Here is a 21,530-nt window from a genome sequence, read left to right on the forward strand (position 1 = left end):
TTCCACATCGTCATCTGGATCAGGGTCGTTGTCTATCGGTCCATCAGGATCGTCAGGACTGTCGACTACCGCTATGTTTCGGATCATTGTGCCTGCCTCAACATCTGATGGCACTGACAAGACAAGGTTCAGGGTAATATTCTCACCTGCATCAAGTGTTCCCAGGTTCCAGTTTACCGTTCCTCCTTCAAGTGTACCGCCATTGTCTGCCGATACAAACTCTGTGAATTCCGGAAGTGCATCCGCTACTGTTACTTCTGTGGCTGCTGCTGTTCCTGTATTGGCCACTGTGATTGTATAAGTCAGTTCTGTCCCTGCAACAACTGTAGCTGATCCTGGAACTTTGGTGATTTCCAGTTTTGCAAAATCAGGTTCACAATCAATCAAATTGATTGTTATCCCTAGCCTTTCAAGACTTTCACACCCAGAATCTGCATCTGTTTGCGTTGCAAAATATGTAACTCCATCTTCCAAAAGCGTATTTAATGGAAGTGGTGTTTGGTCTGTTTCACTGGAATACCATTGAATGTTTTCCCCTTCTATGGCAATTTGAGCCAGAGAAGCATTATCAGAAAAACAGAACTCCTGAAGCAACGCAGAAGCTGTTGGTGCTGGAGTACTGGAAATTACTACCAACACTGCAAAACGTTCAATACTTTCGCATTCTCCTTCTTCAGTTTGGCTTGCGAAATAAGTTTCACCATCTACTAAAGGAGTGTCAGTTTCTAGAGGAGTTCCGCCTTGTTCAACATCATACCATTGAATTTCTTCGCCTTCTGCAATCAAGTCTGCAATAGTAGGACTATCAGTCTCACAGAAAATTTGTTCTGCCTCTCCTGTAGGAGGAGCAGAACCAGTGATGGAAATTTCAAGTAACCTTCTTTGAGAATCCAGTTCACATCCAAACCTATTCACTTGGATATAAACATTGAGTATTTCCCCTCTTTCCAATTCTGAGATACTGGAAGGATCAATTTCATCACCTCCTTCAGCTTCAGAAAACAGTCTTACTTCTCCACATTCCTCTTCATCAAAATCAATAGGATCGCCTTCACAGATCTCCAACTTCCAAACACCATCTTCTTCATCAAAAAACTCACCTTCTATGCTGACATTTGGTATGGCCTCAATTTCAAAAATCCTGACTTCTTCCAAAACACTGGCAAGACCACCATATAAAATTTGGATTCTGTCAAAAGGCACATCTGAAACAAAAGAAAGTTCACCAGTTGAATTTTCTGTCAACAATCTTAAGTTTAGCAAAGAAGAGTTTACATCTATAGGTGCTCCTATTGCTTCATTACCTATAAATCTCTGGATGATCAAACCTTCAAGTAAGGACAAATCTAAAAGCCCTGTTGGTATACCAATAGTAATTTTTAGACTGTCTCCTACCAGAATGGGGTAATTATATGCAACTTCTAATTTACTGTAGTTGTTGACGCCAACTGCATTGTTTATTGAAGCAAAAGTTTCGAGATCTCCATCAACAGCTCTTTCAGGATTAAATACTCCTGTCAATGCAGATGCTACATCAAGCGCCCCAATCAATGAAACAAAGCCCGTTTGTAATTCACGAACAAAAGGCTCGCAAACCGGAGCATCAACTGTTGCTATATTTGTGTAGGCCCCATACACGCGTACTCTTTGATCGACATTGAGTATAGGTACCAATGATACCTTCACAGCATCAAAGGAGACAGGTTGACCCGAAAAATCTGTAGGTACAAAAGTGAAGTTAAACTCGTTGATGCCATTCAACACTGACACCAAATTCACATCTGCAAATGTTCTATTTCCAACAGCCTCACCATTGTCAAATGCCTGTATATAAATCCCTGCAGCAGCTTGGGCTATTCCAGCGTACTCCCTTCCAAGTTTTACAGTAACAGTATTTCCAGCTGCCTGTTGGATGTTCCATTTCAAAAATTGAGCTGTCTCACCGGTCAGACCGAGCAAAGTGGTCCCCACTGTTTCTTGAAGTAGTGAGAAGGTAGACAAATCGCCATCAACGGCATTTTCAGGGTTTGTAACAGACCCCAATTGGATACCCAGTAAACTACTTGTGGTAAATTCAGTTCCATCATTTGCGAATTCTGGTGAATAGACCAATGGACAATCTTCAAAATCCTGCACATTCACCACGATATCCAAAAAGTTGGTACAATTATCCCCTACCGCTGATACCCTGTATACAAAAACGCCAGCGCTATTGAATGGGCCAGCCATGCCTTCACCTTGCAATGGTGCTCCATTTAGTGCAGTAATATCCGTGCCAACCTCAGTTCCATCTTCGTTAAAAGCTACAGATTCAGGAAGTTGAATTGACTCCCCTATAGCCAGGTTAAATACCTGTGCACCATTGATTCCGATTTTTGGATTGTTGTCAACATCTACAGTGACTGGAACTCTTGCAGATTCTATCGGACAGCCTTCTCTTGAAATCCCTGCATAATAAACAGATCGCTGAGATACATTTCCAATTTCAAAAGTATTTCCACTTTCAAGCACCGTTCCACCAATCGGCTGAGCATACCAATTGACAGTTTCTCCTGATTGGCTAAGTACATTTAAGGTAACTTCATCCGTGGCACAAACCAGTAAACTTGCATCCTCTGGATTTTCATAATTCGGTCTACCTGGTGTCTGAACTACCTCATGAACCCTTAATGATTCATTGAGCCCAACGCTTAAGACAGCTGTAACTTCTATTTCAAACCTATCAAAACTAGCCCCTGGTTGAATAGGAATAGTGACGGTGTTTCCATCAGCGAGAAGTCCTAAAAGATCAAGTTGTATTAGGCCGAGTATTTCAGTGTTTAAGGCACTTAAATTTTGGTCAAAAATCACATTTGTCCCATTATAGGCTCGAAACCTGATATTTCCCAAAAGATCTAAATCAAGGAGAGATGGAGTACCACTTAAAGTAACTTGAACCTCATCATTTTCTCTGGATAAACTTCCAAAATCAAAAAATTGACTGAGAGAGCCTCCTAAACTTAGTACTCCGGGACTGATGGTCGAAAATGTTTCAAAATCACCATCAATAGCATTTCCCAAATCGTTTACACCTGAATTGCCAATATCCAGTAAATCCAGATTCACTCCAGAACCGTCAAATGATGTGAAAAGCGGACTACCACATGTATCTTCTTCATCTAAGAAAAAGGCATTGTAAACATCTAAAGTATATCCTGTAAAGAGGCCTACCAGCGATGTGGCAGCATTAGTTATTCTAAGCCTATTATAGGATTGATCAGGCCTGACTGCCAAGTAGAAATTACCATCTTTGTCCTGAACTAACCTGGCAGCATCCGTAGAAAAACCCTGATTGCTATTTCTTGAAAGAACTGTAGTTGTATTATTTCTTGCTTCTATTGTAATTACTTGGTTGCCCAATATAATAGCACCCAAAACATCGGCAAGTGCATCTCCCAATGATCCTCCTATCAAAGCATTGAATAGATTTTCATCACCATCGATTTGGATGTAAGAGACAGAACCTGCAGGTCTTGTTTCCGGAAATTGTAATTCCAAAACACCTGTAACTGCTCCAACACCTATTAGCAAGCCAGGATTAGATACTGACCTTGCAAAACTTCCAGGGGTATCGTTTAGGGCATTTTCAGGAACAGTTCCTCCTGAGGAAAAGCTCTGTTCAAAGGTTATCTCATTGGCGAGAATTTTAGATTGGGCAAATGACTTCTCATTGTATGAAAACACAAAAGCTAGGAGAAGTACAAAAATTTTTAAAGTGGGTAGAAAATCTCTCATATAAAACTTGTTACATATGATTTAAAAGTAGCAACAAAAGAAAAATTAATCAGGGGTATAAAAAGTATATGTTATCTAACAACATATTTATGTTATTCAAAATTTTAAATCCATATTTAAACTTTATATGATATAACGCAGAAGTTAATAATAAAAAAATTCTTCAGAAACTCAGTATCCAATCAAAAATATTCATATAAGCTGCTTCCATTCACGCTTAAAAATTTGCTACTAGGATTTACCAAATCCAATGTCCTATATTTACAACTCAATTTTTAATATCGCCTGTTTTTTGAACCACATCTTTGATTACCTTATCCAATTCAATAGCTGATTTTTCCAAGGCTTCAAAAAAGTCTGTCCTTGACTGTTCTGATAATTCATCATCAGACTTAAGCGCCCAAACTAAGCCAATTATGTTGGCCAGTGGTGCCCTTACCCTATGAGATTGGATCCAAGCTATTTCTCTTAACGCATTGTCTCTCTGTGATATTTCTTTGAAGTACTTGTACTCAGAGGTGACATCCCTCACTGTACCAATCACTTTATATGTATTGTTTTTATCATTTCTGATTTTTAATGCATTTAGACTTAGGTAGAGTGATTCACCATCACATCTTCTTACGTTAAGGTGAAATGATTTTGCTTCGGTATTCAATGAGAAAACCCAATCAAGAAAAAACCTGAATTCAGGACAAAGTTGAGAACAGTTAAAGTAATCTTCAAGGTTTTTAATGGAATAAAGAATATTCGATTTATTCTTACCAAAAATCTTTTTTTCCGTTCCGTTCCAAAGGATTTCTCCGCTACTTGGGTTTAACTCAAAAAAAGCATCATTTGAGGCATCAAGAAAATATTTGAAGTACTTGGTGAATGTCTCCAACTTTTGTTTGTACTCCTGTGTGTCACTTACATCATTGCCAATTAATATGAAATGGTCTTCTTCACTTGAAATTGGGACTTTATGAATAGACAAATTCACCGAAATTTCCTGCCTTGAAATACCCCTGAAATTTAAGTGATTGAAACTACTGAATTCATCACCGCTTAGAATTGCCACCCGCAATTCATTTAGAGAATCTTCATCCAAAAGAGCCTTAAGGTTGTTAGTATTATTTGCCTTCATAGAAAAGATTTTTTCAGCGTAGGTATTGCTAAACTTCACATTAAGATCCCTATCAAAAAATATCATGATGTTGTTCATTTCCTTGATAATCTTATTGATCGAAATATTCTCGAAGTAATTGAAGAGATTAGCCCTTTTCATACCAATAAAAGAAAATACACTCACTGCAATCATGGAAGTGGAAGTCAAAGCTATTTCATTGTAACCCAGGACAGGAACCACAAGTTGGGTAAAGAAACCAACCAATGCCGGGATAGAACAGCCAAGCAAAACCCATTTTACTTGTTCAACTTTTAAATTCTGCTTCTTTTTTCCGCTATTCGAAATAATAAATTTTGCCATTAAGAACAGCGCAAAAAACACCTGTCCTGAAATCCATAATCTTTTGTATACGTCCGGCGAACCTTGCCTTACTGAAGGTATAAAGCCGAAAAATTCGTGTTCTGTAAAAGCAACAGGCATCGGGTAATTTATATATGACAAGTAAAAAAGTAGAGTAACCCCATAATTAATCCAAATGAATTTACTATTTCCTTTTAATGGAGACTCAACAAGGTAAAGACAAAAATGAAGTAGCAATGCTCCAAGAAAAATCCACCCTATACTCAAGAATCCATCAATCAAATATTTGAGATCCGAGGAGTTGATGGTTCTTAGTAAAACCTCCTCAAGTTGCCAAAAAACTTGTGCTATCAGGAACAATAAAAAGAGGTTGGTTCTTTTGTCTTTGGGGAATTTTGACATGATATAAAGAAGCAACCCCAAGTTCATCAGTAAGGGAATCAAGGCTAATAGAACACTGTAAGGGTTATATGACATCTACTTCTTGTTGTTTTATTTTTTAATGATCAATGTGCTTTCAACCGACCTGTGTGAAAACATTTTAAAGAGATATAAACCACTTGGCATCCATTGTAAATCATCTATAGATATACTTTTCTCTTTTATTTCACCTTCCAGAAATACCTTCCCCGTCATATCGGAAATAACAAACCTATCATGAGAATTCTGGTCACCGATCACGGAAACAGTGATGTTATTTATGAATGGATTTGGGTAAATTCTGTGCAGAGCTTCATGCTTTAGGTCAATGAAAATTTTCACTAATTCCGTTTCAGAAATATTAATTCCATCAGATAGGTATTTAACCCTGTAGTAGTTGTTTCCTTGACGAAAAGAATCGTCTTCTAATTCGAATTGGCCGTCATGTTCCTCAACTTTGAGCAATCCAATTTCCTCAAAGTTCAAATTACTATCAGCCCGTTCGACAACAAATGCTCCATTTTCAACATCAGACTCCCACTTTACATTTACCAAAAAATCATTCTTGATACCCACTTCAAGATTGAATACCGGCTCTAGCGGCAGTATAATTGATAGATTCTGGAAAGAAACCTCTTCACTTATATAACAACCTTGGGGAGTGATATACTCCAAAAAGAATTTGTATTTATCATCTCCATCCTTATAAATAGGATTATGGATTTCTAGCGTTCCATCATCAGAAATACTGTATTCAACTCCGTCGCCATCTACATAAGAGCTTTCCATCGGAATCAATAAACTCTCATCCCAATACCAATTAAAATCCCCCGGGATATCTTGAAGGTAGTTTGGAACTATCCTTACGATTCCCTGTCCCTCCAAATAGACGAAATTGCCCCATTCATCTATGGTAATTGCTCCTTCAGGAGTAATATCAAGTTCTTCATTTGTAGGAACATCATTGGCCTGAATTTTTACCAAGCCTCTTACGGATGAATGACTACACCCTTCCATTCTGGCACTTACAAAAAATTCCAAGTCACTTTCAATATTTTCAAAATCAACTTCCTCACCTGATAATGAAGACATTAAAAGATTGCCATCGAATGGACTATCATACCAATCGAAGACCAAACCGGCTTCACTTGGTGTCATAAAGGAGGCAGATTGTCCTGCACAAACTTCCTTGTACATCTCAAAATCATCAGTTGAAATGGGTGCTGACGGTGACACTGAAACTTCATGAAGCCTAAAACCCCCTATCGCATTGATTTCCACAAAAGAGCCATAAGAAATTGCAATCCTGTCAAATGGGCTATCAATAGTTAAAGGAATTTCAATAAAACCATAATCTCCTAACAATGTCAAAAGGTCCAATTCAACTAAACCTAAAAGACTCACTAAACGATGAGAATCAAGCGTTTCTTGGTGGACCGATTCCCCTCCAAGAAATGCCTCAATGGTAACATTCTCCAAAGCGGTTTGCAAAAGCCCAACATTAACCAAGGTATTGATGAAACTAAAAGCCAGATTGACATCATTAGAAGGCATGGATGTACCTGAAAAGTAAATATATTGGGTAAGAGATGAGGTCAAACCCACTCCTATCAACCCTGAACTATATTCCGAATATGTAGAAATGTCATTATCAATGGCATTCCCCAGGTTTTGATTTGTAGGTATGAGTTCAAGGTTGAGCCCACTTGTACCATCAAAAGATGTGAATTCAGGCAATAGACAACTGGTATCTGAAAAGTGGAAAGCGTGGTAAACATCTAAGGTCACCTCAGATCCAATTCCCAATAATGCACCCGTTTTATTGAAAATTCGAACCCTGTCAAAAGAGGCTGGAGGAGTGACCATCAAATAATGATTACCCTCTTTATCAACCACGACTTTTGTCCTTTGGCTAGCCATTCCATCAGTGCTATTCCAGGTGTGAACTATGGAGGCACCATGTCTGGCTTCTACCGCTATAGATTGATTTCCTAACAAAAGAGAACCTACCAAATTAGCTAAGCTACTACCTAAACTTCCACCCAATAGAAAATCAAGTAAGCCATCAGCTTGGTTTATCCTTACATAAACAGAAGAATTAGCAGGGCGAATGGATGGAAATGCCAGTTCAATTCTGCCTTCATAAGAACCCAAGCCAAGTAACAGCCCCGGACTGGAACGGAGCCTTGCATATTCAGCAGCAGGATTTAGGGCATTATCAGGTGATATAACAGTAGCTGTATTTCCACATAACAAACAGGCAACCCTGTTATTTGGACTCGTATGTGTAATTTGATCGGCATAAACCCTTTCTGCATTTCCATATGAATATGAAAAAGGCAAGGCTATCATTATAGCCAAAAGCATCAGGAATTCATGTTGAATCCTCTTCAATAAATAATGATATGGATGTATGGCTTTCACGTCTGAACACAATATACCCTAAGTATCTGTGATCAATCAAATGCAATGGATCAGCCCAAATTTTATAAATATGAAATACATATATAGCAATTTGAAAACCAATTAATACCCATTATAAAACATTTAATTTACGTTAGTTTACTTTTCACTTACACTAAAACGCATGTTCATAACAATTACCGGGCTTTTAATAACATTTAAACCTACATGTATCGATAAATAATTCTAATAGGTCAAAAAAACATTTTTTTATCAATCTATTTATGGTAAAAAATATATTATACCTATAATTAGTATTAAATTATAACAGTAAAAGTAGTCCCTTTACCTTTCTTAGACTCAACTTTTATTTTTCCTCCATGCTGAAAGACAAACTTCTCCACAGCCACAAGACCGAAACCGGTTCCCTTAATATTTCCCACCAATGCTGATCTGTAGAATGGTTTGAAAATATGATCGATATCATTTTCATGTATACCTATACCAAAATCCTGAACCTTGATATGCACTGTATTATTCTCAATATCCAAACTCAGGTTAAATGGCTTACCTCCTCCATATTTAACTGCATTTTCGATCAAATTCTCTAAAACACATTCAATTAATATCGGATCCCAGTAAACCTCATATATTTCCCCTACACTGCTCTTGAAATTGACATTCTTTCCCAATTTGAATTTATCAATCACATTTTCAACAAAACTGTTCAGGTGGAACCGTTTCTTCTTTAATGAAAATTTCCCTGCATCAATCTGCTCAATTTGAAGAATTTCATTTACAAGTCTGTTGAGCATGTCTATTTCTTTCTCAATTTTCTCAATTTTGTTCGAAACCTTATGCTGTATGTCCCTTGGTTCTACAATTGATTTAACATAAATATCCATGATATTTAGGCTTGATTTAATGATGGTTAAAGGGGTTTTGAATTCATGGGAAACAATTGATAAAAACTGTGATTTGAATTCGCTGGAATCTTTTTCTTTTTGTAAAGATTGCTCCAATTTTTTCTGATAATTGATGATCTCAGAAATATCCTTTGCTATTCCGAGTACGCGCATGGCATTACCATTTTCTTCTCTTATGATATCAAGACTTAGGTCAAGCCAGACATTTTGATCATTTACATGATAATTTTCCAGTACTTTAATCTGAGACTTTCCTTTGATTGACTTACTTCTAAATATCCTTTTTGCCAAAACAATGATTTCGTTCTCTGCATCCTCCCCAAAAATCTTTTTAAGACCAGGAGAAAAATACTCCACAGCAAAATCCTCGGTAAGAATAAATATCAGGTCATTGGTTTTACCCAAAGTAGTAGTCAACAAAAATTCCTTATCTTCCAGTTCTTTCCTGGCTGCAATTTCACCTTCTTTTACCTGTATAACCTGAATCAATGAAGTGTAAAATGAGATGACAGGTTTTAAAACAGCTACATCTTCACAGTTGAAATCTTCCTTCTTATTAGCAAGCCCGATCAATCCTATTACTTCGCTTCCTTTTAAAACAGGGATTCCTAAAAAATTCTTCATTTTAGGATGTCCTTGGATTTCAGTTTCAATTTTTCTCCCCGTTGGAAAATCATTGATAATCAGCAACTCTTGGGACAAGATACAATCTTCAATAAAATTATCAGGGTGTTCAAATAAAAACCCTCTCTGTTTGAATGAGTTAAAAAGTCCTCTTGAAGCCTTTGATTGCCTGGAAAAGTCTGTGACTGCGTCAAGTTTCAATTTGAACTTCCTCTCAGTATTAACCCTGCCGATAAAACCCATTTCAGCACCTGTTTGCTGAATAAATATTTCCAATAAATCTTTAAAAGGCTCATCAAAATCATTAGAAACTAAAAACTTTTTCTGTGTCTCTACAAGATTGATCAAAAGTTCATTGGCTTTTTCCAGTTTTTTTTGAACATCGATGATCTCTTCAACCAAAATGAGATTTGTAGAAATATATTCCTTTTCCTCTATTTTGACTTTAACCATTTCAACCCTAAAAAAATTAGGGGATTTATCTCCTATATTTAATCCTAATATTTTAGTAAAATTTTCATCATCACTTTGAACCCAATTTAGCAATTCATCTATCTTCTCTTTGTTTTCAAGGAAATCTGACAAATTTAATCCTTGCCTGAAGTCTTCAAATGGCAATGAAATCAATTCCAAAAGTTTCCTATTGGCCAATAAAATATTCTCGAGCTTTAAATCAAGAATCAAAAAAGGATTAGGAAAGCTTTCAAGATTATAAAGGAGCGTTTCCCAGTTTATGTTATGCTCCCTTTTATCTTCCTTCAAAAACAAATAACCCTTAAGCTGTTGTTGTATTTGGTCAGTCCAGAACCATACCCGTACCTCGAGATATTCACCATCCAAATAGAGAAGGCAGTCAATCGTAGAACTTCTTTCATCAGAAGAACACTTGAATTTTGTTCCTAATGGCCGTTTTTCAAAATCAAATAATGAGTTTTTGAATGTTTGTAAATCAAAAAAAACTTTAGAAACACCTGCCCCAAACGAAAAGTCCAGTCTTTTACTAGACTTCAACAATTTCCCTGTGAGCAAGTCAAATGAATAGTCTTCGTTTTGGAGTTTTTTCAGCAAAATATTTTACTTTTTGATGGAATAATAAAATTTGTTGAAGATCTAATCTATAAATTATATCGTATATTATACAACAAAACCTTTGGATGTCTTTCAAAAGTTAAGTCAAAAATAGAAATAAAAACACGTTCTTTAGAGATGATCTATTATTTTTGCCTCAACTAAACTGATAATGAACATTATTAAATCAGGTATGAACAAGCGTATTTTGATAATAGAGGATAATAAGCTATTGTCAGAAACTATCAAAGAGCTTTTAGAGCTCAATGGATACTCTGTAGTCAAGGTTTTGAATTCAGGTCAGAATTTGAAGAATCACATTACTGAAACTTCTGCCGAAATGATTTTAATGGACATTAGAATAGAAGGACATCTTGACGGTATAGATTTAGCAAAAAAAATCAGAGAGTTCACGCACCTGCCTATCATCTTCATCAGTTCTTTTACTGACTCTCAAATAATTAATAGAGTAAAGGAAGTTAAACCTGAAGGATTTATTATCAAACCATTCAGTCAAGAAGTACTTACTACAACTATTGATCTGGTCTTCTCTAAATTTTACTCTGAAATTCATGACAAAAATAATGAGTTTCATAAACCAACTGTAGAAGACACATTTTTTATCAGAGACAGAGGCTGGTTGAGAAAAATTAAAATCAAAGACATTCAGTACATCAAAACCGAAGGTACTTACTCCCACATCATTACCAATAATCAAACATTTACACTAAGAAGTCCTATCAAAGATATTGCGCCTAATTTGCCCACAGAATATTTTAAAAGAGTACACAAGTCATTTATAGTAAACATCAATAACATAGAAGCAATTTCACCCAAAGAGCTGAAAATTAATGATGAAATACTCCCTGTGGGAAGAAATTACTACCCAGATCTTCAAAATATGATTCAAAAATTGAATGATTCGTATCACTGATATACTCAAAAATCAGACTCTCTGTTATTTTTATTCGGTCTTTCAATCAATTTTGCAAAATGATCTGAACTGCTAAACATCCTCAAACTCACAACATTCTAATTTGGTGCAATAGCCAACTGTATTGGTTTCTACTGATGGGGATTTCCTTACCAACAATATGCACTGACTCGGCTTGAATCCCTTCTATTTCAGCCAAATTGATCAAAAATGACTTGTGTATCCTTACAAATCGGTTTGGGTCAAGCTTACTTTCCAGTTCTTTCAAAGTTGATCGAATCACAAATTTCTTATCTTTGGTATTCACCTTGGTGTAATTGGCATCTGCTTCCAGATAAATGATGTCCTCCAACTTCAATTTGACCAACATACCGTTGGTCCGGATAAACAAACTATCCTTAAGTACGAAGTCTTCAGAATTATCCTGCTGGGTCTTTCTTGACTGTTCCCTCGCAAAATTGGCCATGCTCAATTCAATTCCGGCCAAAATCTCTTTTTCATTGAATGGTTTGACCAGATAACCATAAGGATTTACTTCTTTGACCCTGTTAATCGTCTGAAGGTCAGCATGAGAAGTTAACATGATAAATGGCAGATGGTAATGCTCATTTATTTCAGCTGCCAGTTCAATGCCATCTTTCCCCCCTTTGATCTGAATATCCAATAAAGCCAAATCAGGTGATTTTTCCTCAATCAAGGCCAAAGCTTCTCTACTGCTGATGGCAATACCACAGACTTCATAGCCTAAGTCCTCCAAAATTTCTTTCAAGTCTTCCGCAATGACCAATTCATCTTCTACAATTAAAATTTTCAGTTTGCTCAAAATAATAAAAATTTAGGGTGATGGAATTTAAAGTTTTTTATCAATAAATACTTGTAATACAATTAGTTAAAATTAATTGAATCAAAGCTGAAACTTTATATAGCTGGCAATAAAAGATCAACATATCAAGCAGCTATTTCCTGTTCCCTAAAGTCAATTTCAAAGGTGGCTCCAGGGTGTGAAATAATTTTAAGTTGACCATTGATCTGTCTAGTCAAAGTCCTGACAAGTTTCAATCCCAGAGATTTGGTATTGTCTATGTCAAGATTTGCATCAAGACCTTTTCCTGTATCTTTTACTTGAAGTTTATAGGTGCCAGGTTCTTTTTCCGAGAAAATGATGTTGATTTCTCCAAAGTCACTATCCTCAAAGGCATATTTTAAAGAATTTGAAAGCAGTTCATTTGTAATCAATCCCAAAGGAATGGCAGTATCCATGTCCAAGTTAATGTCCTGCGCAGCAATGTTTATTACGATTTGTTTTTCACTCCTATATGTTTGCGTTAGAAAATCACTCAATTGCTGCATGTATTCTTGCATGTTGATCTTAGAGAGGTTTTCATATTGATAGAGCTTTTCGTGTATCAATGCCATGGTTTTCACCCTACTCTGACTTTCTTTCATGGCATCTATCATTTTTGCATCCTTCAAGCTTCTGGTCTGCATACTAAGAAGGCTTGAAATAATCTGCAGGTTGTTTTTTACCCGGTGATGAATTTCTTTGAGGAGAAGTTCCCTTTCTGCATTCTGTTTGGCAATTTCTAGATTTTTGATTTCCAGCTCCTTGTTGTATTTCTTTCGAGATTTTGCCTGACTGAAAAATAAGCCTGACAAACCCAGCAGGACCACAAGTCCACTGATGCTCATGTAAATTTGTGCTTCTTGTTTCTGAGAACGAAGATTTTGGAGCTCTTTTTCTGTTTCCAGTGCGGTGATAGTTTGATCCTTTTTCTCCGTTTCGTACTGCGTTTCCAATTCAGTGAGTTGTCTGTTTTTGGTTTCATTGAATACAGAATCACTGTAAGTCTGGTATAGGGTCAAATTATCAAAAGCATTCTTATAGTCACCCATACCCTGATAGGTCTCCGCCAATCCCTGATAGGATTCTTGAATCCCGGTGAGCTGCTTGAGTTCTTTTCTAATCGCAAGAGACCTTTCGATAGATTCAAGGGCTGGTCTATAATCTCCTAACTTATTGTAAGCATATCCTATATTGAATAGATAACCGGCATATTGCACTGTGTTCTGATCAGTAAACTTCTCTAAGGCTCTTTGAAAATACAAAATCGCTTCCCTATAATTTTCTTTTTCGAATTCGACATTGCCTAACATCCCATAGATGTTACCGACTTCTTTCATGTACCCATTTGGCTCGTAAAATTCAAGGCTTTTTTCAGCATAAAAAATTGCTGAATCCAAATTCGCAGCCCCAAAATGATACCGTAAAAGCGAATAATCTAAAGAGGCCACAGTAGATAGATTTTTACTGTCTTTCAAATACGCGCTACTCGCCATCAATGCCTTATACTGCTTTTCTTTTTCTCCTTTAAAATCATAAACATCAGCCAATTTCATGTTGATTTGGGCTATAACCAATTGATTTTCATTGTGTTCTGCAATCCTTAGCGCCTTAAATAACACCTGTAGTCCCACTTCATGCCGGTTCATGTCGTTGAGAACCATATATTTATTCATATAAAAACCTATCCACCGATTTTCAAGAGAATCCAGGTAACTGTTCAATAATGATTCGGTTTCCATAAAATAGTCTAAAGCCGTTTGCAATTGTGACTGCCTAAAATAAGCAAGTCCAATATTTTCTTTGACATTGGCAAGTGAAGGAGTATCCTCATACTTTTCAAAAATCGGAAGCGCTTCTTGGTAATTCAATACAGCTGAATCATAATGTCCTTCTTTTTCAAGCATTATACCTATATTCATAACCATTCCAGCCACTTGCTTGGTCATGTCCGCTTTAGAAAAAAACTCCTTGGCATTTTTGAATGCTTCCTTAGATCCATTGATGTTTCCCCTGTAAAATTCCAAGACTCCGAGACCACTGTGCAATGAAGCTAGAAGTTGAGGATAGGGTATTTCCTCTTCAGAATCGATGGTTCTTTTGTAAAAATCAAAAATCTTTGGATCCAGATCTTCAATACCTTGATTTTCGATATAGGTCAAAGTTTCCTTTGCCTCATCTACTTCCTTTGCCTTCACTTGTATCCAAAAAGTTTTCTCATAGATAGACAAGGAATCCTCTACCCAGGTACTACGCTGACCAAAGGCCTGACTACAATTGAAAATTCCAAGTAACAATAACAAGCATATTTTGATTGAGTGGTTCATAATCATTTTTGTTATCTCTAGAAATTCAAAAAATACCTCCCCGAATGGCAAACCATTTTTATCTATTCTTTTCTAAAAATAGGTAAGATTACCCAATATCTAAAGCATAAAACAGGATTTATATACCATTTTTTCATTTTCAACACTAAAAAACTGTCTTTTGAAACAAAAGACAGTTAGTGATGTGAAAAGCTTATGCAAAACCATCAATTTCTCAAGGAGAACCGAATTGGAAGTTGGTAGGCTACTTCTCTAGGTTCGCCGTTCTGTTTGGCGGGAATCCAGTCAGGCATATTTTTGACCAATCTCAATGCTTCTTCGTCCAGATGAGGATGTACACCTTCCGAGATGTAGGGGTTGAGTATTTTCCCTGTTTTGGAGATTCTGAAGTTTACCAATACTGTACCTTCAACACCTAGCTTGAATGGAAGTTTGGGGTATTCGATTTCTGTATTGATAAACTTAGCCATTGCATCTTGCCCACCTACATACGCAGGTAATTCCATTTCTCTCAGTTTTATCTCTCCTGAAATTTCGGAATTGAGTTTTGATATTAGATTTTCTACTTGCGAAAATCCTGAAAAAGCGGTCAACAAGACCAATGCCAGCAATGTTATCGAAGTTTTCATGATTCAATTGTTTTGGTTGTCAAAATATTTAATTGAATCTACCTTCTATCTCCTTACAATAACTTGTGATTGGGAGCAACAAGCAAAGATTGGTGAAGAAATGAGAAAAATTGTTAACATGTTTTTTCTCAGGATTTGACTTACTAAAAAGGGGATGATTTAACCCAAAAAGGATACAATAGTCGCCATAATATTTGAATGGCAAGCTTTTGCCCAAAATAAAATGGTGTTTCAAAACCTATTAAAAAGTATCAACACCTTTGTTTTCATTTGTCTGGATTCAAAAAAAGCTGCCAAAATTGGCAGCTTTTTTTAGCTAGAATGAATTAAAGTAATTGTGCCATTGAATCTCAAAGCAAACAGGCAGATTGATTTAATTTCTCTAAATAACTTGCCTTGCCGCATCCATTATGGATGATTCTCGAATTCTTTTAAACACTTAATTCATTAAGTTTCTCGATAGGTAGCATAGTTTAAATTAAACTATGGTCAGAATTATTCTAATTCCGGCAGTAATACACTGTCAATGACGTGTACAACTCCATTTTCAATCTCAACATCGGCATTGATGACTGTGGCAGTTTCCCCGTTGGCATCTACAACCGTCACCGTTTGACCGGCCCTGAAAACAGTCAACTCTTGACCTGATAAAGTAGTAAACACATTATCTCCCTCTTCCAAGTCTTCTGAAAAAGCTATTGCAGGTACAACATGAAAATTCAAAACGGTTTCTAGATTGTTTGCCCCACCCAGTTCTTCAACCAATCCATCCAAGTCATCTACTTCATATGCTTCCAGCGCATTTTCAAAAGCTGCATTGTTTGGTGCAAAAACAGTGATGGCTTCCGATTCCAAAAGTGTAGTGGAAAGCCCTGAAACTGCACCGACCGCATCCAAAAGAGTAGTTAGGTTGGCTTCATTAGCTGCCTCAACAAAATCCGGATTAGGATCTTCTGTTTGTGGTGGCTGTTCATCTTCATTGTCACATGAGGTCAAGGCTACACCTACTAAAACAAATGCTGTGATCATCAAATAATGTAATTTTTTCATAACTAATAAATTGTTGGTTCGATGATCAAACGATAAAAATATGATAAGGATATAAATTTTTATATCTTTTTTTATATTTAATTATTTTTTACCAATAAATGGCGCTTTTTTACTAACAATCGTTTTATTTATACCACAAAATAATTCTAAAGTATAATTATCTTTTCATTTAAAAATGCGCTGAGAAAACTCACTTAAGTAAACTCTCCAGTTTCTCCAAGTATGACCACCTTCGCTTTCTACATATTCATAAGGCATGTCAATCGCATTCAGCATTTCTTTAAATTCCTGATTGGCATCATACAGGAAATCTGTCTTTCCAATTCCTATCCAATACAATTGATATCCATTGTCTTTTTGTTTTTTCAATGTACCCTCTATATCGCTATATACTTTAGCAGTAGCATCCTCTCTAGGCATAATGGCCGCAGAAAATGCACCTATATAATCAAAGGTATTTGGGTAGTACCTGGAGATATGAATGGTATGAAAACCACCCATCGAAAGACCTGCAATTGCTCTTGAAGATTTTTCTGCCTTCACTTTGTAGTTACTCTCGATGAAATTTACCACATCATTGAAATTGGCTTCATAAGTACCGTTCATTGTGCCGGGGATCATAAATTGGGGCTTATAAAAACCCATGCTTCCTTCACCGGGTGCGGCATCCTGAATCACATTACCATTTGGCATGACCACAATCATTGGTTTTGCCTTTCCTTCAGCAATTAGATTGTCCAGTATCTGTGCAGTTCTTCCCAATGAAATCCAAGCCTCTTCATCACCTCCTGCACCGTGCAACAAGTATAATACTGGATACTTTTCATTTGACTTTTCATATCCTGGAGGCGTATAGACGGTTATTCTTCTTTTCATTTCCAATCCTGGAGAATCGTACCATGTCCTCGCTACAGTTCCATGAGGAATATCTTGAACTTTGTAAAGATCAGCATGTCCACCTCCAACAATGAATATATTGGTGACCGAAGCCACATCTCTGATCAAAAAGGGATTGTTGGGGTCTATGGTAGTAAAACCATCAATTATAAAGGAATAGCTGTACAATTCTGGGTCAAGAGCCTCGCTTGTAAATTCCCACAATCCATTTTCTCCTTTTTTTAGATCAGCTTTTCCAGGACCATCCACCTGCCCCATAGGCGAATCAACTTTTACTGTCGGAAGAAAATCACCGGTAATTTGAACCTTCTCAGCATTTGGAGCCAAAAGTCTAAATGTTACTTTACTGCCCTTTGATATTTCCGGAGAAACGACTTGTTGTGACCGAAATAAGGCTTCTTGGGCAAAAACACCTGAACCAAAAGTCAGGATGAGAAGAAGTATAATAGGTAAAATTGATTTTTTCATAGTTGATGGGTTTAGGTTATCAATATGTAATTATAACACAATGAAAGTTAAATTCATACAAGTCCTCTAAAATTGGATTTAAATTCTATAGAATTTTGCACTTGCAATGAAAAAACAATCATTCTGCATATAAATTAACAATGAGAAATATTAAGTTCTGGAAGAGTTGAGGCTATATTGTTTAATTATTATAGAAATTGGTTTTCGTTTACACAAATAGGTAGTTTTAAGCACTGGAAATATTATGAAAAAGATACAAACCCTTATCGCTGGAATCCTAATGTCCTTTTCAATGGGGTACTATGCAAATTCACTTTTGCCAATCAAGCAAATCTCTTCAGACATCGAAAGGATCAAAATTGAAAAATTAAGACTTGGAGCTTTTTCATTAAGCCTCAATGTGAAAGATCTTGAAACATCAAGGGAGTTTTACCAAAAACTGGGATTCGAAGTCTTCGCAGGAAGCATGGAACAGAATTACCTCATTATGAAAAATGAAAATTCACTTATAGGTTTATTTCAGGGGATGTTTGAGGGTAATATTTTAACATTCAATCCTGGATGGGATGAAAACGGCAATAACCTAAATGACTTTGATGACATTCGGGAAATACAGCGGCAATTGAAACAAAATGGGATTGCGCTAATTACCGAAGCCGACGAAACCACATCAGGACCTGCAAGTGTGATGATAACTGACCCTGACGGAAATGTGATTTTACTGGACCAACATAGATAATCACCTCACTTTACTGAAATTTAACTTTTCACTAATGCGCCATATCGTTTATAGCTTATTTGCTATTGCTTCCTTATTGATCTTGACTGATTTTCTGCTGCCTGGTATTCAGTTTGTTAAAAGTGAGTTTGAAGTCAAAAAAGAGCTCCAACAATATTTTAATGCAGCCGGAAATTCACATTTCTCATATAAAGTGATCACTGATAATCATGACTTTACCATCTCAGAAGGTTTTGCACAGGAAATTCTAGATGGGCAGCAAACTATCCAATACCGTGTTTCGCAGATATTCCAAGAAGTAAACGGGTATGGATTGGCAGATTCAAAAAGTACAAGCATGCACTCTTTGAGGATTTTCTCAGGCCTGATCCTCCCCTTGTTTGTAATAATCACATTGTTTATTTCTTTCCGAAAAGCAAGGTCATTGAACACTTTGGTTTTTGTACTTCAAGTACTATTAATAGCTGACCTTTTGTTTTTGATCATGTAAATATGCCGGTCATATTGGAGGTCTAGTCCTATTTTATTTGATTGGTTTCTTATTGTTCTGAGCAAAGGATTCTGAATATTTAAAAGAACTTGTACTTGTTGTGATTATTTCGTCAGTCTTTATGCTAAAAAGTTAAGATTATGTATGGCATGTCCGAATACTAAAACCTAAACTGAGTTTTTCAGTTAATCAATTAGATGATAATAATTTATCTCTTTTCATCTAATTGGTTAACAACTTTTCAAATGGACTTATCCGCAAAATCAACGCAACAGGTCATCACTTTTACCCTTTTTCGGTTTGAGGGAATACAGGCATTCTGGATTTTTGCGCAAATGCAAAAATCCAAAAAAGACTTCAAAATGGTTCAAGGCCTGAAATTCTTTAAACTGATGGGAAGCGGAGGGAAAAATGGATTTTCCAAAATGCTAAATGTGAATGTATATACCTTGTTGGCAGTTTGGGAATCAGAGGAAGCTGCTAAGATCTACTTTGATGAGTCCTCGCATTTCTTGGGTTTCGAAAGACGGGCTACAGAATATTGGACCATTTACATGAAAACAAGTAAAGTTCATGGTACTTGGTCAGGACAGAAACCTTTCGAAAACATTCAACCTTACCAGTCCGGTCCAATCGCAGTTATCACCCGGGCCACAATCAAATTTCGTTTTTTGAGAAAATTCTGGAGCTACGTCCCCTCGGTCAGCAAAAACATGGATGAAAGGGATGGATCGATTTTTTCCATTGGGATCGGGGAATATCCATGGCTCATGCAAGCCACATTCAGTCTTTGGGAAGATATGGAATCTATGCATAATTATGCGTACCGCTCAAAATTCCATAGCGAAGTGATCCAAAAAACACGGAGTCTAGGTTGGTACAGCGAGGAGCTTTTCGCAAATTTTGTTCCTTACAAAACCGTAGGTTCTTGGGAAGGTGAAAATCCCCTTCGACCCCTTATGGTGTGATTTATTATTTGACCTTAGGATTGGGTGAATGACAAATTGTGAGAAAAGTGACTGTTCTAAATACTTCTGGAATTGAAATGGTTAAGACATTTCTCATTGATTTTTTTAATTATTAAAAAAGTAGTGATAGCTTTAGATCAATTGAAAGATATCCTGGAGGGGTGCTTGAAGTTACCTAATGGGTCATAAAAATCTAAAATCTAATGAAAACCTATCTCACACCAATTTTACTAGCCTTTCTTTTTTTCACCGCATGTAGTAGTGAAATCGATAATTCACTTGATGCAGAAATTGAAGAAATCGAAATGGGTCTTTTTACGGCTACTCAAATTAATGGCGAATCACCTACAAAATATTCTATTGCAGAAAGGATGAACCATTATAAGGTGCCTGGCCTAAGCATAGCGGTAATAAAGGATGGAAAAATCCATTGGGCAAAAGGTTATGGCATTGCCAATACTCTTGAAAACAGGAAAGTAGAAGTCAGCCCAAACACTCTATTTCAGGCAGGATCTATCAGTAAACCAATTGCTGCCCTCTCAGTGCTGAAAATGGCACAAGAAGGAAAACTTGATTTGGATGAGGATGTCAATACCTATCTCCTAAATTGGGAAATGGAAAATTAATAATGATAGACCCAAATGGCTATTTTAACTCAGTTCTTGCCCAAAAAGGAGCGTTGGAATTTATTGAAATGGATCAAGGTAAAAGAATTGCTTTTCAAAAAAGTGAAGAAAATAACTTTTACTCATTTCTTGTCTATGATATTTTCCAGTTTGACAAAATTGAATAAATGAATGGAGTTCTGGGTGAAGGCAGTTAAAAAAATAAATCCACCCCACTATTGCCTAAGCATTAAACTAAACTATTTAAAGCTAAGAAAGTTAGTCAGTTGTTCAAAAGGTTGAACTAAACAAAAGGACTACATTCATGAAATATTTACTTCTAACCCTATTGATTATGAACAGCTTACTTATTTTTGATTTTAGTTCAACTTCAGATTGGTCTGATTGGCAGGTTGGAAACGATGTGGTAATGGGAGGGAAATCAATGAGCAAAATCTCTTCTAACGAATCAGGACATGCTGTATTTACAGGAGATGTTTCTCTGGAGAACAACGGAGGATTTGCATCTATCTATTATCGTTTCAATTCCAAAGATATTAGTGGCAAAAAAATGGCAATCATCCGATTAAAAGGAGATGGAAAGGAATACCAGTTTAGAATAAAAGCTGATCTGAATCAAGGGGCATCCTATATATACACCTTCAAAACAAGCGGTGAATGGCAAACTATTGAAATCCCGCTTGACAAAATGGAACCTACCTACAGAGGAAACAAGCTAAACCTACCTAATTTCAATGCCAGTCAAATTCAAGAAGTTCGGTTTTTGATCGGGAATGGCAAAGCCGAGAGTTTTAGCTTAACTTTAGATAAGATCGAGCTAGAGTAAAAAAGAAACCTGATTGGTAGATTTGCTTTTAAAAGAGTCGAAAAGCATAGTT

15 protein-coding genes are annotated in these 21,530 nt (G+C 36.4%); 6 read left to right on the forward strand and 9 right to left on the reverse strand.

All coding sequences use genetic code 11. The annotated features are described in order from the left end of the window. The 4 genes from CLW00_RS20485 to CLW00_RS20500 form a co-directional block, all read right to left on the reverse strand. On the reverse strand, window positions 1–3,774 hold a 3,774-nt coding region (locus CLW00_RS20485; RefSeq protein ID WP_146131469.1), incomplete at its 3' end, for an Ig-like domain-containing protein. Between the two features lie 268 nt (window positions 3,775–4,042). Further along, window positions 4,043–5,719, reverse strand: a complete 1,677-nt coding sequence (locus CLW00_RS20490; RefSeq protein ID WP_106135586.1) for a histidine kinase N-terminal 7TM domain-containing protein — start codon at window positions 5,717–5,719, stop codon at window positions 4,043–4,045. Window positions 5,720–5,734: 15 nt separating this feature from the next. Continuing rightward, window positions 5,735–8,029 carry an Ig-like domain-containing protein gene (locus tag CLW00_RS20495; RefSeq protein ID WP_106135587.1) on the reverse strand — a complete coding sequence of 765 codons (2,295 nt, stop codon included), beginning with the start codon at window positions 8,027–8,029 and terminating at the stop codon, window positions 5,735–5,737. A gap of 353 nt (window positions 8,030–8,382) precedes the next feature. Further along, a complete protein-coding gene (locus CLW00_RS20500) occupies window positions 8,383–10,683 on the reverse strand; it encodes a GAF domain-containing sensor histidine kinase (RefSeq protein ID WP_106135588.1) in 2,301 nt (766 codons plus the stop codon). A 172-nt stretch (window positions 10,684–10,855) separates the two neighbouring features. On the opposite strand from CLW00_RS20500, the gene CLW00_RS20505 reads away from it, so the two are divergent. Further along, window positions 10,856–11,617: a LytR/AlgR family response regulator transcription factor gene (locus CLW00_RS20505; RefSeq protein ID WP_106135589.1), complete on the forward strand. Its 762-nt coding sequence runs from the start codon at window positions 10,856–10,858 to the stop codon at window positions 11,615–11,617. 88 nt (window positions 11,618–11,705) lie between these two features. Here CLW00_RS20505 and CLW00_RS20510 read toward each other — a convergent pair whose 3' ends face one another. The 5 genes from CLW00_RS20510 to CLW00_RS20530 all read right to left on the reverse strand — a co-directional run bounded on the left by CLW00_RS20510 (window position 11,706) and on the right by CLW00_RS20530 (window position 17,829). Then, window positions 11,706–12,440 carry a LytR/AlgR family response regulator transcription factor gene (locus tag CLW00_RS20510; RefSeq protein ID WP_106135590.1) on the reverse strand — a complete coding sequence of 245 codons (735 nt, stop codon included), beginning with the start codon at window positions 12,438–12,440 and terminating at the stop codon, window positions 11,706–11,708. A 125-nt stretch (window positions 12,441–12,565) separates the two neighbouring features. Continuing rightward, window positions 12,566–14,785 carry a tetratricopeptide repeat protein gene (locus CLW00_RS20515; protein WP_170073259.1) on the reverse strand — a complete coding sequence of 740 codons (2,220 nt, stop codon included), beginning with the start codon at window positions 14,783–14,785 and terminating at the stop codon, window positions 12,566–12,568. 206 nt (window positions 14,786–14,991) lie between these two features. Further along, a complete protein-coding gene (locus CLW00_RS20520; RefSeq protein WP_106135592.1) occupies window positions 14,992–15,414 on the reverse strand; it encodes an energy transducer TonB in 423 nt (140 codons plus the stop codon). 495 nt (window positions 15,415–15,909) lie between these two features. Continuing rightward, window positions 15,910–16,464, reverse strand: a complete 555-nt coding sequence (locus CLW00_RS20525) for a fasciclin domain-containing protein (RefSeq protein WP_106135593.1) — start codon at window positions 16,462–16,464, stop codon at window positions 15,910–15,912. Window positions 16,465–16,629: 165 nt separating this feature from the next. Continuing rightward, entirely contained in the window at window positions 16,630–17,829 is a 1,200-nt protein-coding gene (locus CLW00_RS20530; RefSeq protein ID WP_106135594.1) for an esterase, read from the reverse strand. A 244-nt stretch (window positions 17,830–18,073) separates the two neighbouring features. Here CLW00_RS20530 and CLW00_RS20535 point away from each other — a divergent pair, with 244 nt between their 5' ends. From CLW00_RS20535 to CLW00_RS20555, 5 genes are all read left to right on the forward strand, one after another. After that, window positions 18,074–18,568, forward strand: a complete 495-nt coding sequence (locus CLW00_RS20535) for a VOC family protein (protein WP_106135595.1) — start codon at window positions 18,074–18,076, stop codon at window positions 18,566–18,568. A gap of 34 nt (window positions 18,569–18,602) precedes the next feature. Next, window positions 18,603–19,058 carry a hypothetical protein gene (locus tag CLW00_RS20540; protein ID WP_106135596.1) on the forward strand — a complete coding sequence of 152 codons (456 nt, stop codon included), beginning with the start codon at window positions 18,603–18,605 and terminating at the stop codon, window positions 19,056–19,058. 245 nt (window positions 19,059–19,303) lie between these two features. After that, window positions 19,304–20,026 (forward strand): DUF3291 domain-containing protein, encoded by a 723-nt coding sequence (locus tag CLW00_RS20545; protein WP_106135597.1) that lies wholly within the window; start codon window positions 19,304–19,306, stop codon window positions 20,024–20,026. 203 nt (window positions 20,027–20,229) lie between these two features. Next, window positions 20,230–20,652: a serine hydrolase domain-containing protein gene (locus tag CLW00_RS20550; RefSeq protein ID WP_211300240.1), complete on the forward strand. Its 423-nt coding sequence runs from the start codon at window positions 20,230–20,232 to the stop codon at window positions 20,650–20,652. Between the two features lie 334 nt (window positions 20,653–20,986). Beyond that, the gene (locus tag CLW00_RS20555) at window positions 20,987–21,478 is read left to right on the forward strand and encodes a CIA30 family protein (RefSeq protein WP_245917424.1); all 492 of its coding nucleotides are present in this window, start codon (window positions 20,987–20,989) and stop codon (window positions 21,476–21,478) included. The last annotated feature ends 52 nt before the right edge of the window (window positions 21,479–21,530 follow it).

The organism is Mongoliibacter ruber (assembly GCF_003003005.1).
Classification (GTDB): domain Bacteria; phylum Bacteroidota; class Bacteroidia; order Cytophagales; family Cyclobacteriaceae; genus Mongoliibacter; species Mongoliibacter ruber.

Excerpts from the sequence above, each read along its gene's own strand:
- CLW00_RS20490 (WP_106135586.1), bottom strand. The coding sequence starts at position 5,719 with ATGTCATATAACCCTTACAGTGTTCTATTAGCCTTGATTCCCTTACTG.
- CLW00_RS20495 (WP_106135587.1), bottom strand. The coding sequence starts at position 8,029 with ATGCTTTTGGCTATAATGATAGCCTTGCCTTTTTCATATTCATATGGA.
- CLW00_RS20505 (WP_106135589.1), top strand. The coding sequence starts at position 10,856 with ATGAACATTATTAAATCAGGTATGAACAAGCGTATTTTGATAATAGAG.
- CLW00_RS20515 (WP_170073259.1), bottom strand. The coding sequence starts at position 14,785 with ATGAACCACTCAATCAAAATATGCTTGTTATTGTTACTTGGAATTTTC.
- CLW00_RS20520 (WP_106135592.1), bottom strand. The coding sequence starts at position 15,414 with ATGAAAACTTCGATAACATTGCTGGCATTGGTCTTGTTGACCGCTTTT.
- CLW00_RS20525 (WP_106135593.1), bottom strand. The coding sequence starts at position 16,464 with ATGAAAAAATTACATTATTTGATGATCACAGCATTTGTTTTAGTAGGT.
- CLW00_RS20530 (WP_106135594.1), bottom strand. The coding sequence starts at position 17,829 with ATGAAAAAATCAATTTTACCTATTATACTTCTTCTCATCCTGACTTTT.
- CLW00_RS20535 (WP_106135595.1), top strand. The coding sequence starts at position 18,074 with ATGAAAAAGATACAAACCCTTATCGCTGGAATCCTAATGTCCTTTTCA.
- CLW00_RS20540 (WP_106135596.1), top strand. The coding sequence starts at position 18,603 with ATGCGCCATATCGTTTATAGCTTATTTGCTATTGCTTCCTTATTGATC.
- CLW00_RS20545 (WP_106135597.1), top strand. The coding sequence starts at position 19,304 with ATGGACTTATCCGCAAAATCAACGCAACAGGTCATCACTTTTACCCTT.
- CLW00_RS20550 (WP_211300240.1), top strand. The coding sequence starts at position 20,230 with ATGAAAACCTATCTCACACCAATTTTACTAGCCTTTCTTTTTTTCACC.
- CLW00_RS20555 (WP_245917424.1), top strand. The coding sequence starts at position 20,987 with ATGAACAGCTTACTTATTTTTGATTTTAGTTCAACTTCAGATTGGTCT.